The sequence below is a fragment of the Sphingomonas sp. PR090111-T3T-6A genome (assembly GCF_000383095.1).
Lineage (GTDB): Bacteria > Pseudomonadota > Alphaproteobacteria > Sphingomonadales > Sphingomonadaceae > Solisphingomonas.
This window is the reverse complement of record NZ_AORL01000006.1, coordinates 20951-33394: the sequence shown is the minus strand read 5'-3', so window position 1 is coordinate 33394 and position 12444 is coordinate 20951. Positions and strand designations below refer to the sequence as shown.

Here is a 12444-nt window from a genome sequence, read left to right as displayed (position 1 = left end):
GAGGGAACCTCGACGGCAACCTTGTCCGTCTCCAGGCTGGCGATCGGCTCATCGACGGCGACCGTCTCGCCCGGCTTCTTGAGCCACTGGCCCAGCGTCGCCTCGGTGATCGATTCGCCGAGTACCGGCACCTTCACTTCGGTGGTCATATTGCTGTCCTGCTGTCCTGGATCTGGGCTTAGCTGGCCTTGGCCAGCGCGGGGGTGGCGGAATGGCCGAGCGCATCGGCGACGAGCGCCTTCTGCTCGGCGGCGTGGCGCTTGGCCGAGCCGGTGGCGGTGGAGGCGGACGCCGCGCGGCCGGCATAGACCGGACGCTGCACCTTGCTGCCGGCCTCGGCGATCGCCTGCTCGATCAGCTCCTGCACGAAGAACCACGCGCCCTGGTTGCGCGGCTCTTCCTGCGCCCACACGACGGTCTCGATGTTCGGGCTGGCCTTGAGCCGCTCGACGATCACGTCCGTCGGGAAGGGATAGATCTGCTCGACGCGGAGGATCTCGGTGGTCTTGTCACCAGCCTCGTCGCGGGCTTCGAGCAGGTCGTAGCCGACCTTGCCGGTGCAGAGCACCAGACGCTTCACATCCTTGTCCGCCGGGGCGCTCGGATCGAACAGCACGCGGTGGAAGCGGCTGTCGCCGGTGAACTCGTCCACGGTCGAGACCGCCGCCTTGTGACGGAGCAGCGACTTCGGCGTCATGATGACCAGCGGCTTGCGGAACTCGCGGGTCATCTGGCGGCGCAGGATGTGGAAATAGTTGGCCGGCGTGGTGCAGTTGGCGACCTGGATATTGTCCTCGGCGCAGAGCTGGAGATAACGCTCCAGGCGGGCCGACGAGTGCTCCGGCCCCTGCCCCTCGTAACCGTGCGGCAGCAGCAGCACGAGGCCGTTCGAACGCAGCCACTTCGACTCCGCGGCCGAGATGAACTGGTCCATGATGACCTGCGCGGTGTTGGCGAAATCGCCGAACTGCGCTTCCCACATCACCAGCGTCTTCGGCGCCGCCGAGGCATAGCCATATTCGAAGCCGAGCACGCCATACTCGCTGAGCGGGCTGTCGAGCACCTGGAAGGAGCGATCGACCTCCGACAGCGGATAATAGCGATGCCCGTCCTTCTGGTCGGTCCAGCCGGCGTGGCGGTGCGAGAAGGTGCCACGGGTGACATCCTGACCCGACAGACGCACGCCATAGCCGTCCTGAAGGAGCGTGCCGAAGGCCAGCGCCTCGGCGGTCGCCCAGTCGAAGCCCGCGCCGGACGCGAACATCTGCTTCTTGGCATCCAGCACGCGCGACAGCGTCTTGTGGATGTTGAAGCCCTCGGGAACCTCGGTCAGGATCGGCGCGAGCGTGTCGATCTGCTCCTTGCGCGCGGCGGTGACGCCGGCGCGACGGCCATGCTCCTTGGCGATCGAGAGGCCGCTCCAGTCGCCTTCGAACCAGTCGGCCTTGTTGGGCTTGTAGCTCTTGCCCGCCTCGAACTCCTCGTCGAGCTTGGCGACCACGCTGGCTTCCTCGGCGGAGACCCACGCATCGTCGATCACGCCCTCGGCCTTCAGACGCTCGGCATAGAGCGACGACACCGGCGGATGCTTGCGGATCTCGTCATACATCTGCGGCTGGGTGAAGCCCGGCTCGTCGCCCTCGTTGTGGCCGAAGCGGCGATAGCACCACATGTCGATCACGACGTCGCGCTTGAAGGTCATGCGGAAGTCGGTCGCGAGCTTGGTCGCGAAGGTGACGGCCTCGGGGTCGTCGCCGTTCACGTGCAGGATCGGCGCGGAAACCATCTTGGCGATGTCGCTCGGATAGGGCGACGACCGCGCGAACTGCGGCGAGGTGGTGAAGCCCACCTGATTGTTCACGACGAAATGGATCGTGCCGCCCGTCGAGTAACCGCGCAGGCCGGAGAAGCCGAAACACTCCATGATGATGCCCTGCCCCGCGAAGGCCGCGTCGCCGTGGAGCAGGATCGGGAGCACCTTGCCGCGCTCATTGTCCTTGATCTTGGTCTGCTTGGCGCGGGCCTTGCCGAGCACCACCGGGTCCACCGCCTCGAGGTGCGACGGGTTGGCGGCGAGGCTCATATGAACCTTCACGCCCTCGAACTCGCGGTCGGTCGAGGTGCCGAGGTGATACTTCACGTCGCCCGAGCCGCCCACATCGTCCGGGTTGGCCGAGCCGCCCGCGAACTCGCTGAACACCGCGCGATAGGGCTTGCCCATGACGTTGACGAGCATGTTGAGACGGCCGCGATGCGGCATCCCGACCACGATCTCCTCGACGCCGGCAACGCCGCCATATTTGATGATCGCTTCCATCGCCGGCAGCATCGACTCGCCGCCGTCGAGGCCGAAGCGCTTGGTGCCGACATATTTCTTGGCGAGGAACTTCTCGTACTGCTCGCCTTCGATCACCTTGGCGAGGATCGCCTTCTTGCCTTCCGGCGTGAAGTGGATCTCCTTGTCGCGGCCTTCCATCCGCTCCTGGAGGAAGCGCCGCTCCTCCACGTCGCCGATGTGCATATATTCGAGGCCGACATGGCCGCAATAGTTGCGGCGCAGGATCTCGACGACCTCGCGCACGGTCGCCCGCTCAAGGCCGAGCGCACCGCCCAGATAGATCGGGCGATCGAGGTCGGCGGCGGTGAAGCCGTGATATTCCGGCGTCAGATCGGCCGGCAGGTCGCGCTTGGCGAGGCCGAGCGGATCGAGATCCGCCGCGAGATGGCCGCGCACCCGATAGGTGCGGATCAGCATCATCGCGCGGATCGAGTCGAGCGCGGCCGCTTCGACGTTAGCGCTACCAGAAACGGTCGGGGCCGGCGCAGCGGCGGCCGGTGCGGCCTTGCCCTTGGCGGGCTTCGGCGCGGGTTCCATCTGCGTCGGGTCGAGGCCCGCCGTCAGGGCATCGGTGTCTGTGGGTGGCCAGTTGGGGCGCGCCCAGCTCGGGCCGCTCACGGCCTGCTCGACACTCCCGAAATAGTCGCTCCATGCGGGATCGACCGACGAACGATCCTGCTTCCAGCGACGATAGAGATCCTCGGCGAACGTGGGGCTCACCCCCGCCGCGACATCCATCTCTTGGCCTTCGTAACCCATGTCACCGTCCTTGGTAGCCTGGGCGGGCATCATGCCACGCCCAGGTTTTCCTTTCATCAGCCGCGTCGGCCGTCCGGTCGGCGCGTGACCTTCCTAATATAGTTCAGCCCTTGAGCAGAGCGGTCAGCGTCGTGCCCAGCTCCGAGGGGCTCGCCGCCACCTTGATGCCGGCCGCTTCCATCGCCGCGATCTTGTCCTCGGCGCCGCCCTGGCCGCCCGACACGATCGCGCCGGCATGGCCCATGCGGCGGCCCGGAGGCGCCGTGCGGCCCGCGATGAAGCCGACCATCGGCTTCTTGCGGCCACGCTTGGCCTCGTCCTTCAGGAACTGCGCGGCTTCCTCTTCGGCCGAGCCGCCGATCTCGCCGATCATGATGATCGACTGAGTCGCTTCGTCCGCGAGGAACTGCTCGAGCACGTCGATGAAGTTGGTGCCGTTGACCGGGTCGCCGCCGATGCCGACTGCGGTGGTCTGGCCGAGGCCTTCGTTGGTGGTCTGGAACACGGCCTCATAGGTAAGCGTGCCCGAGCGCGAAACAACGCCCACCGAACCCTTCGAGAAGATCGAGCCCGGCATGATGCCGATCTTGCACTCGCCCGGCGTCAGCACGCCCGGGCAGTTCGGCCCGATCAGGCGGGTCTTGGAACCCGAGAGGGCGCGCTTCACCTTGACCATGTCGAGCACCGGAATGCCCTCGGTGATGCAGACGACCAGCGGCACTTCCGCGTCGATGGCTTCGAGGATCGAGTCCGCGGCGAAGGCCGGCGGAACGTAGATCACGCTGGCGTCGGCGCCGGTCTTGGCGACCGCTTCCTTCACCGTGTCGAACACCGGCAGGCCGATGTGAGTCTGGCCGCCCTTACCGGGGGTGACGCCGCCGACCATCTTGGTGCCGTAGGCGATCGCCTGCTCGGAGTGGAAGGTGCCCTGGGCGCCCGTGAAGCCCTGGGTAATCACCTTGGTGTTCGCATTGACGAGGATCGACATGGCGGTCCCGCTATCCTTTCCGTGGGGGGCCGCGCCGGCCACCGGGCCGGCGCGGGTATATGGTTATATTAGGCGAGGCTGCCGTCGATCGCGCGGCAGGCGACCTGAAGCTCCTTCACGGCGTCGACCGACACCTGGAGATTAGCCTTGGCCTCGTCCGAAAGCTTCACTTCGACGATCTTCTCGATGCCGCCCGCGCCGATGATCACCGGAACGCCGACATAGAGGCCGTCGACGCCATACTGGCCGTCCAGATAGGCGGCGCAGGGCAGGACGCGCTTCTTGTCCTTGAGGTAAGCCTCGGCCATCTCGATCGCCGAGGTCGCCGGAGCGTAGAAGGCCGAGCCGGTCTTCAGCAGGCCGACGATCTCGCCGCCGCCCGAACGGGTGCGGGCGATGATGGCGTCGATCTTCTCCTTGGTCGACCAGCCCATCTCGATGAGATCGGGAACCGGGATGCCCGCGATGGTCGAATATTCGATCACCGGCACCATCGTGTCGCCATGGCCGCCGAGCACGAAGGCGTTGACGTCCTTCACCGAGACCTTGAACTCGTCGGCGAGGAAGTGGCGGAAGCGCGCCGAGTCCAGCACGCCGGCCATGCCGACGACCTTGTTCGTCGGGAGACCCGAGAACTCACGCAGCGCCCACACCATCGCGTCGAGCGGGTTGGTGATGCAGATCACGAACGCGTCGGGGGCGTTGGCCTTGATGCCCTCGCCGACGGCCTTCATGACCTTGAGGTTGATGCCGAGCAGGTCGTCGCGGCTCATGCCCGGCTTGCGGGCGACGCCGGCGGTGACGATGATGACGTCCGCGCCCGCGATGTCGGCGTAATCGTTGGTGCCCTTGAGGTTCGCGTCGAAGCCCTCGACCGGGCCGCACTGCGCGAGATCCAGAGCCTTGCCCTGGGGAACGCCCTCGACGACGTCGAAGAGGACGACGTCGCCCAGCTCCTTCGCAGCCGCGAGATGAGCGAGGGTGCCGCCGATGTTACCAGCGCCGATCAGAGCGATCTTATTGCGTGCCATGAAGCCTCCACGAGTCGAACAATGCGTGGGCGCGGCCGCGCGAGAACCGGCGGCCAGCCGGAAAGCGGGTTGCGCTTAGACCCATGCACGCGCCGGGGCAACCGCCCGCGTGTCGGTTTCTCGGTAATTTGTCGGAGCGCCGTCAGGCCGATGGCGAGGGAGGATCGCCCTCGTCGACGTAACGACGCTCGCCCGTCGCCGGATCGACCCATGCCGAGGTCACCCGCCCCGTCTCGGGATCGACGAAGCGTTCGCCCGTGGGGTTGAAGCGCTTATCCTGCGGAAATCCTTGCTGCGCCGCATGGTAGCGCCGCTCCCACAGGCAGCCGATCGCGAACAGCAGCGCCGCCGCGAGCGCCGGCCACGCGCCCGGCTCCTGCATCGTCACCACCAGCATGAAGGCCACGCCCGCGATGGCGATGCCCGAGACGATCGTGCGCAACATGGCGTTCAGGATTCCGGCTCGATGATCGCGGCGGTGCCGTAGGCGACCACCTCGTTCATCGTCTGGCCGATCGATCCCGAGTCGAAACGCATCATCACCACCGCATTGGCCCCCATCAGTGCCGCGTTCTGGACGAGGCGATCGACCGCATGGCGGCGAGTCTCCTCCACCAGCGCGGTATATTCCTTGATCTCGCCGCCGATGATCGAGCGCAGCCCCGCCGCGATGTTCCCGCCCAGCCCGCGCGAGCGCACCACCACGCCGAACACCTGCCCCAGCGTCGCGACGGTCTTGTGGCCCGCCACCTTCTCGGTGGTGGAGACGAGGATCTTGTCCATGGAAAGCCCCCTGCCCTGATGGGCCGGGAGATTAGTCGAGCCCGTGGCCCTTCGCCAGATAATCCGCCGAGCGCATCTCCATCAGGCGCGAGACGGTGCGATCGAACTCGAAGGCGTCGTCTCCGCCGACATAAAGCTGCTCGGGCTCGGCATCGGCGGCGGCCAACAGCTTCACGCCATGCTCGTAAAGTGTGTCGATCAAGAGCTTGAACCGCGTCGCCTCGTTGCGGAGATCGGCGGAGAGCTTCGGGATGCCAACAATGATGACCGTGTGATAGCGCCGCGCGATGGCGAGATAGTCGGGAATACCCCGCGCCTCGCCGCACAGCCGCTTGAACGAGAACACCGCCACGCCCTTCAGGCTCTTCGGCACATGCATCGAGCGGCCGCCGGGGATCGGCAGCTCCTCGGTCGGCACATGGGCGCGATCCTCGACCGGGAAATCGGTGAGGCGGAAGAAGGCGCGGCTCAAAGCGTCAGTCGCGGCCTTGCCGTTGGGGACATACCACGTCGGGAAGCCGCCGAGGCGCTCCAACCGGTAATCGGTCGGCCCGTCGAGCGCGATCACGTCGAGCTTCTCGTCGAGCAGCGCGATGAAGGGCAGGAAATGCTCGCGGTTGAGGCCGTTCAGATAGAGCTGGTCAGGCGCGCGGTTGGAGGTGGCGACGATGGTGACGTCGTGGCTCATGATCCGCGTGAACAGGCGCGAGAGGATCATTGCGTCGGCCGAGTTGGTGACGATCATCTCGTCGAACGCCAGCAGGCGTACCTCGTCGGCGATGGCGTCGGCGACGGGCATCACCGGATCCGGCACCTGCCTCTCGCGCTCGACGCGGAGGCGGTCATGCACCTCCTGCATGAACTCGTGGAAATGGACGCGGCGCTTGCGCGGCCCGTCGACGCAGGCGAAGAACATGTCCATCAGCATGGACTTGCCGCGCCCGACGCCGCCCCAGAGATAAACGCCGCGCACCGCTTCCGGCCGCTTGCCGATGGCGCGCCACAGGATCGAGCCGCGCCGGGGACGCGCCTCCAACTCGGCGGCGCAGCGGTCCAGCCGCTCGGCGACCGCGCGCTGGGCGGGATCGGGGCGCAGCTCGCCGGCGGAAACGGCGGCCTGATAGCGGGTAAGCACCTTGCCCATGGGATCAGCCTCGCGGCGGGCTCAGCTTGCGCAGCGTCGCCTGATAGCTGAGCACCGGCCGGCCCTCCTGTTCCATCTGCCCGCGCAGGAAGAGGAGCTTGCCCGTCTCGCTGACGATCTCGACCAGACAGTCGAGCGGAATGTCCGCCCGGCCCGGCCCCACGAACTGGGTCGCGAAGTTGAGCGTCACCGCGCCATCGGGCGGGAGGCGGCCGATCGTGATCGGGCCGACGAACACCGCCTGATCGAGGAAGGCGAGCAGGAAGCCGCCGTGCAGCGCGCCATGCGGATTGGCGCGCTCCGGCCCCGTGCCAATGCGGACGCGGGCGACATTCTCGCCCTCGGGCCGGCACAGCACACGCCCGAAGGTGCCGTTGAACCCCGGCCCGTCGAACGTCTTGGCATAGAAGCCGTCGGCGTCCGGCCCCTCGACGTTCGGGCCGGACGGACGGTCGATATCACCCATGGCTCAGACCGTTCGCTCGGCCTGCAGCTTCTTGATCTCCGCGATCGCCTTGGCCGGGTTCAGACCCTTGGGGCAGGTGTTCGCGCAGTTCATGATGGTGTGGCAGCGATAGAGGCGGAAGGGATCTTCCAGTTCGTCGAGGCGCTCGCCGGTCATCTCGTCGCGGCTGTCGGCCAGCCAGCGATAGGCCTGCAACAGGATCGCCGGGCCGAGGAAGCGATCCGAGTTCCACCAGTAGCTCGGGCACGAGGTCGAGCAGCAGGCGCACAGGATGCACTCATAGAGGCCGTCGAGCTTCTCGCGGTCTTCCGGCGACTGGAGACGCTCCTTGCCGGCCGGCGCGGGCGTCGCGGTCTGGAGCCACGGCTTGATCGACGCATATTGCGCATAGAAGTGGGTGAGATCGGGAACCAGGTCCTTCACCACCTCCTGATGCGGCAGCGGCGTGATCTGAAGCTCGCCCTTGCCGCCGCCGCAATCCTCGATCGCGGTGGTGCAGGCGAGCCCGTTCTTGCCGTCGAGATTCATCGCGCACGAGCCGCAGATGCCCTCGCGGCAGGAGCGCCGGAAGGTCAGCGTCGGGTCGATCTCGTTCTTGATCTTGATCAGCGCGTCGAGGACCATCGGCCCCGTCTGGTCGAGATCCAGCTCGTAGCGATCGTAGCGCGGGTTCTCGCCCGAATCCGGATCGTAGCGATAGACCTTGAAGGTGCGCTTGTTCTTGCCCTCGGACGTCGACTTGTACGACTGACCGCGGCTCTTGATCTTCGAGTTCTTCGGAAGGGAGAATTCAGCCATCGTCCGTCCTCAGTAAACCCGCGCCTTGGGCTTGATATACTCGACCTCGTCGGTGAGCGTGTAATCGTGCACCGGGCGGTAATCGATCTTCACGAGGCCATCATTCTGGCCCTTGGGGTCGAACCAGGCGACGGTGTGCTTCATCCACTCCCCGTCGTTCCGCGTCGGGAAATCCTCGTGCATGTGCGCACCGCGGCTTTCGTGGCGGTTGGAAGCCGAGTGCATGGTGATCACCGCCTGCGGGAGCATGTTGTCCAGCTCCAGCGTCTCGATCAGGTCGGTGTTCCAGATCAGCGAGCGATCCGAGACGCTGACGTCGGCCAGCTTCGCGAACACCGCGTCGATCTTGTGCTTGCCCTCGTCGAGCAGCGCGCTGTCGCGGAACACGGCGGCGTGTTTCTGCATCGTGCGCTGCATGTCGAGGCGGATGTCCGCCGTCTTCGTGCTGCCCGAGGCGTTGCGATAATGATCGAGGCGGGCCAGCGCCTTGTCGTCGGCCGCCGTCACGATCGCACCGTGCTTCGAGTTCGGCTGCACCAGCTCCGCGATACGGAAGCCGGTCGCGCGGCCGAACACCACGAGGTCGATCAGCGAGTTCGAGCCCAGACGGTTGGCGCCGTGCACCGACACGCAAGCCGCCTCGCCCACCGCGAACAGGCCGGGAACCGTGCTGTCCGGGTTGCCGTCCTTCAGGGTGACGACTTCGCCATGATAGTTACAGGGGATGCCGCCCATATTGTAGTGGACGGTCGGCGTCACCGGCAGCGGCTGGCGGGTCAGGTCGACGCCGGCGAAGATCTTGCCGGTCTCGGTGATGCCCGGGAGACGCTCGTGCAGCACCTTCGGATCGATATGATCGAGGTGCAGGTAGATATAATCCTTGTTCGGGCCGACGCCGCGGCCTTCACGGATCTCCATCGCCATCGAGCGGGCCACGACGTCGCGCGACGCCAGATCCTTGGCGCTCGGGGCATAGCGCTCCATGAAGCGCTCGCCCTCGGAGTTGGTGAGATAGCCGCCCTCGCCGCGCGCGCCCTCGGTGATGAGCACGCCCGCACCATAGATGCCGGTCGGGTGGAACTGCACGAACTCCATGTCCTGGAGCGGCAGGCCGGCGCGCAGCACCATGCCGCCGCCGTCGCCGGTGCAGGTATGGGCCGAGGTCGCCGAGAAATACATGCGGCCGCCGCCGCCCGTCGCCAGCACGGTGGCGTGCGAGCGGAAACGGTGGATGGTGCCATCTTCCATGCAGAGCGCGATCACGCCCTTGCAGACGCCGTCCTCCATGATGAGGTCGAGCGCGAAATATTCGATGTAGAAGTCGGCGTCATACTTCAGGCTCTGCTGATAGAGCGCGTGAAGCATGGCGTGGCCGGTGCGGTCCGCAGCGGCGCAGGTGCGCTGCACGGGCGGGCCTTCGCCCATGTTCTGCATGTGGCCGCCGAAGGGGCGCTGGTAGATCGTCCCTTCCGGGTTGCGGCTGAACGGCACGCCCGCGTGCTCCAGCTCGATCACCGCCGCCGGGGCCTCGCGCACCATATATTCGATGGCGTCCTGGTCGCCGAGCCAGTCCGACCCCTTCACGGTGTCGTACATGTGCCAGGTCCAGTGGTCCGGCGTGTTGTTGCCGAGGCTCGCCGCGATGCCGCCCTGCGCCGCCACGGTGTGCGAGCGGGTCGGGAACACCTTGGTGATGCAGGCCGTCTTCAGGCCCTTCTCGGCGCAACCCATGGTGGCGCGGAGGCCCGAGCCGCCCGCGCCGACGACGACCGCGTCATAGACATGGTCGATGATCTTGTAGCTGTTCGACATTATGCGGGCACCCCGCCGAAAGCGATCTTCAGGATCGAGAAGACGCACAGCGTCGCCGCGCCGATCGCATAGGCATTGATAAGGAGGAGGCTGGCGATCTTGGCGCCTTCCTCATGGACATAGTCCTCGATGGCGACCTGAAGCCCGAGGCGCAGGTGCCAGAAGACCGAGATCACCAGCAGCAGCAGCGGCACGGCGGCGAGCGGCGACTTGAGCCACAGCACCACCGCCTGATGATCGAGCACCGGCAGGCGCGCGATCGACACCACGAACCAGATCATGAGGACGAGGTTGCTGGCGGCGGTCACGCGCTGGAGCCACCAATGATGCGAGCCGCTATGCGCGGAGCCGAGGCCCCGCACGCGGCCGAGGCTGGTTCCCGTGCCCATCAGTATTTCCCCGCGATGACGGCCCAGAACAGGATCGTTGCGACGATCGAGAAGGCCAGGGTGAGGATCGAGCCCAGACGGTTGGTCTTCAGCTCATAGCCCGCGCCCGTATCGAGCACGAAGTGACGGACGCCCGAGGCCATGTGCTGGAAGAAGCTCCAGGTCAGGCCGACGCCGACGATCTTCGCCAGGATGTTGGCGAGACGCTGCGTCGAGGCGTGGAGGCTGGCCGGATCGGCCTGCACCACCCAGTGGTAGAAGATATTGTAGGCCGCCGGGCTCATCGCCGCGGCCGTCAGCCACCAGGCGAAGATGATGCCGCCACCAATGGCGAGCGCCGTGCCGGTCGCACGGTGAAGAATGGAGACCAGCATGTGCGGGCCCCACTTGTAGATCGAAAGGTGGGGCGACAGCGGTCGCGCTGAATTGTGCGCCATGGATCCTCCGTCGGGATACGCGTCGCCCCCTGTAACCATTGCGGCGCGCCTTGCAAGCCGCTCGTCGGCGGTTTTGCTCGCTTCGGCTAACTTCGCGTTTACCCTTACCCGCCTATTCCCATCCGGAACGCATCACCTCATCGGGGCAACGAGGGACACGATGAACGAAGGCATCAAGGGCGAAGTGGCGCTGAGCGACGCGGAAATCAACGCGCGCGTCGCGGCCTATGCCGGCAGGGGCGATTACGAAACGCGCCGCCGCCGCCTGTGGGATCGCGCCCGCGAAATCATCGAACCCGAGCTGCGCGCTTATTATGTCGAGTTGTTCCGCGGCCGTTATGCCGCCGACGACTCGGCCACCCAGATGATGCTGGATGGGATCGAGGAGGTCTACGGCCGGCCGATCGACGCCGACTGGGTCCGCGCCACGGCGCGCCATGGCGGCCAGATGCACCGGCTGCATCTCCACACCTACGACGTCATCTCGGCCATGACCGAGAAGGCCGAGCGAATCGCCGCCCGCCTCGCGGAGGCCTTCCCCGACGATCATGACTTCGTGATCGAGGGGACGCTGACGCTGCGCGCACTCGACGATTTCCGCATCGAGGTGATGCAGGCCGAGGTCGCCGCGATCCAGAGCCAGAGCGCCGCCGTGGATCGCAACGCCAACAGCAACGCCTTCCGCAACGACATCCTCGGCATCCTTTCGACCGCCATGCGCAACTCGAGCGATCTGCGCGACCAGACCAGCGCCACCTCCGCCTCCGCGCGCGGGATGCTGGGCAAGGCCTCCGAGGTCGCCGCCGCCGCCGAGCAGTCCGCCGTCGCGATGCGCGAGGCCGCGCAGACCGCCGCCGGCCTGATCCGCGCCATCGAGGACGCCCGCCGCGAAGTGGAGATCGCCGCCGGCGTCGCCACCCGCGCGGCCGACCAGTCGAGCCAGGCCGTGTCCGTCTCCGAGGCGCTGTCCGGCCATGCGCAGGCGATCGAGTCGATCCTCGGCCTGATTCGCGACATTGCGGGGCAGACCAACCTCCTCGCGCTCAACGCCACCATCGAGGCGGCGCGCGCAGGCGATGCCGGTCGCGGCTTCGCGGTCGTCGCGCAGGAGGTGAAGTCGCTCGCCTCGCAGACCGCGCGCGCCACCGACGACATCGCCGCCAAGATCGCCGCGATCCAGTCCGCCTCGCGCCAGACGCTCGACGTCAACGGCTCGATCCGCGACATCGTCGGCGAGGTGCAGACGTCCGCCCAGCGCATCCGCGAGGCGATGGAGGCGCAGGCCCACACCGTCACCATGATCACCGCCGCCGTCGACGAGACCGCGCTCGCCGCCGACTCGATGTCCGGCACGATCGCCGCGATCCGCGTCGACACCGAGTCCGTCGCCACCGACATCGATCGTCTGGAAGCGGGTTTCCGCTCGGTCGACGGGCAGCTCGCCCGCCTGGAGACGACGACCGGCGACTTCGTGGCGCGCATCGCCGCCTGAAACCCTC

The 12444-nt window shown here is 66.8% G+C and carries 13 protein-coding genes; 1 reads left to right on the top strand and 12 read right to left on the bottom strand.

Features of this window, described 5'->3' with window-relative positions:
* The 12 genes from ST3T6A_RS21010 to sdhC all read right to left on the bottom strand — a co-directional run.
* The coding region (locus ST3T6A_RS21010) for a biotin/lipoyl-containing protein (protein WP_328285146.1) at positions 1–149 on the bottom strand (149 nt) is incomplete at its 3' end.
* Between the two features lie 29 nt (positions 150–178).
* Positions 179–3097, bottom strand: a complete 2919-nt coding sequence (locus tag ST3T6A_RS0101540) for a 2-oxoglutarate dehydrogenase E1 component (RefSeq protein ID WP_026359338.1) — start codon at positions 3095–3097, stop codon at positions 179–181.
* A gap of 103 nt (positions 3098–3200) precedes the next feature.
* Positions 3201–4085 (bottom strand): succinate--CoA ligase subunit alpha, encoded by an 885-nt coding sequence (sucD, locus tag ST3T6A_RS0101535; protein WP_019831124.1) that lies wholly within the window; start codon positions 4083–4085, stop codon positions 3201–3203.
* A 68-nt stretch (positions 4086–4153) separates the two neighbouring features.
* Positions 4154–5116: a malate dehydrogenase gene (gene mdh, locus ST3T6A_RS0101530; protein ID WP_019831123.1), complete on the bottom strand. Its 963-nt coding sequence runs from the start codon at positions 5114–5116 to the stop codon at positions 4154–4156.
* A 142-nt stretch (positions 5117–5258) separates the two neighbouring features.
* Positions 5259–5561 carry a hypothetical protein gene (locus tag ST3T6A_RS0101525; protein WP_019831122.1) on the bottom strand — a complete coding sequence of 101 codons (303 nt, stop codon included), beginning with the start codon at positions 5559–5561 and terminating at the stop codon, positions 5259–5261.
* Between the two features lie 5 nt (positions 5562–5566).
* The gene (locus ST3T6A_RS0101520) at positions 5567–5899 is read right to left on the bottom strand and encodes a heavy metal-binding domain-containing protein (protein WP_019831121.1); all 333 of its coding nucleotides are present in this window, start codon (positions 5897–5899) and stop codon (positions 5567–5569) included.
* A gap of 31 nt (positions 5900–5930) precedes the next feature.
* Entirely contained in the window at positions 5931–7043 is a 1113-nt protein-coding gene (gene zapE, locus ST3T6A_RS0101515) for a cell division protein ZapE (protein ID WP_019831120.1), read from the bottom strand.
* A gap of 4 nt (positions 7044–7047) precedes the next feature.
* Positions 7048–7509: a PaaI family thioesterase gene (locus ST3T6A_RS0101510; protein WP_019831119.1), complete on the bottom strand. Its 462-nt coding sequence runs from the start codon at positions 7507–7509 to the stop codon at positions 7048–7050.
* A 3-nt stretch (positions 7510–7512) separates the two neighbouring features.
* Positions 7513–8307: a succinate dehydrogenase iron-sulfur subunit gene (locus tag ST3T6A_RS0101505; RefSeq protein WP_019831118.1), complete on the bottom strand. Its 795-nt coding sequence runs from the start codon at positions 8305–8307 to the stop codon at positions 7513–7515.
* A 9-nt stretch (positions 8308–8316) separates the two neighbouring features.
* Positions 8317–10119, bottom strand: a complete 1803-nt coding sequence (sdhA, locus tag ST3T6A_RS0101500; RefSeq protein ID WP_019831117.1) for a succinate dehydrogenase flavoprotein subunit — start codon at positions 10117–10119, stop codon at positions 8317–8319.
* Positions 10119–10508, bottom strand: coding sequence for a succinate dehydrogenase, hydrophobic membrane anchor protein (sdhD, locus tag ST3T6A_RS0101495; protein ID WP_019831116.1), 390 nt, complete (start codon positions 10506–10508; stop codon positions 10119–10121). The genes sdhA and sdhD overlap by 1 nt, the downstream gene beginning before the upstream one ends.
* A complete protein-coding gene (gene sdhC, locus ST3T6A_RS0101490) occupies positions 10508–10945 on the bottom strand; it encodes a succinate dehydrogenase, cytochrome b556 subunit (RefSeq protein ID WP_019831115.1) in 438 nt (145 codons plus the stop codon). Before sdhC ends, sdhD begins: the two co-directional genes overlap by 1 nt.
* Positions 10946–11105: 160 nt before the next feature.
* Between sdhC and ST3T6A_RS0101485 the strand changes: the two genes are divergently transcribed.
* The gene (locus tag ST3T6A_RS0101485) at positions 11106–12437 is read left to right on the top strand and encodes a methyl-accepting chemotaxis protein (protein WP_019831114.1); all 1332 of its coding nucleotides are present in this window, start codon (positions 11106–11108) and stop codon (positions 12435–12437) included.
* The last annotated feature ends 7 nt before the right edge of the window (positions 12438–12444 follow it).

Excerpts from the sequence above, each read along its gene's own strand:
- ST3T6A_RS0101540 (WP_026359338.1), bottom strand. The coding sequence starts at position 3,097 with ATGGGTTACGAAGGCCAAGAGATGGATGTCGCGGCGGGGGTGAGCCCC.
- sucD (WP_019831124.1), bottom strand. The coding sequence starts at position 4,085 with ATGTCGATCCTCGTCAATGCGAACACCAAGGTGATTACCCAGGGCTTC.
- mdh (WP_019831123.1), bottom strand. The coding sequence starts at position 5,116 with ATGGCACGCAATAAGATCGCTCTGATCGGCGCTGGTAACATCGGCGGC.
- ST3T6A_RS0101525 (WP_019831122.1), bottom strand. The coding sequence starts at position 5,561 with ATGTTGCGCACGATCGTCTCGGGCATCGCCATCGCGGGCGTGGCCTTC.
- ST3T6A_RS0101520 (WP_019831121.1), bottom strand. The coding sequence starts at position 5,899 with ATGGACAAGATCCTCGTCTCCACCACCGAGAAGGTGGCGGGCCACAAG.
- zapE (WP_019831120.1), bottom strand. The coding sequence starts at position 7,043 with ATGGGCAAGGTGCTTACCCGCTATCAGGCCGCCGTTTCCGCCGGCGAG.
- ST3T6A_RS0101510 (WP_019831119.1), bottom strand. The coding sequence starts at position 7,509 with ATGGGTGATATCGACCGTCCGTCCGGCCCGAACGTCGAGGGGCCGGAC.
- ST3T6A_RS0101505 (WP_019831118.1), bottom strand. The coding sequence starts at position 8,307 with ATGGCTGAATTCTCCCTTCCGAAGAACTCGAAGATCAAGAGCCGCGGT.
- sdhA (WP_019831117.1), bottom strand. The coding sequence starts at position 10,119 with ATGTCGAACAGCTACAAGATCATCGACCATGTCTATGACGCGGTCGTC.
- sdhD (WP_019831116.1), bottom strand. The coding sequence starts at position 10,508 with ATGGGCACGGGAACCAGCCTCGGCCGCGTGCGGGGCCTCGGCTCCGCG.
- sdhC (WP_019831115.1), bottom strand. The coding sequence starts at position 10,945 with ATGGCGCACAATTCAGCGCGACCGCTGTCGCCCCACCTTTCGATCTAC.
- ST3T6A_RS0101485 (WP_019831114.1), top strand. The coding sequence starts at position 11,106 with ATGAACGAAGGCATCAAGGGCGAAGTGGCGCTGAGCGACGCGGAAATC.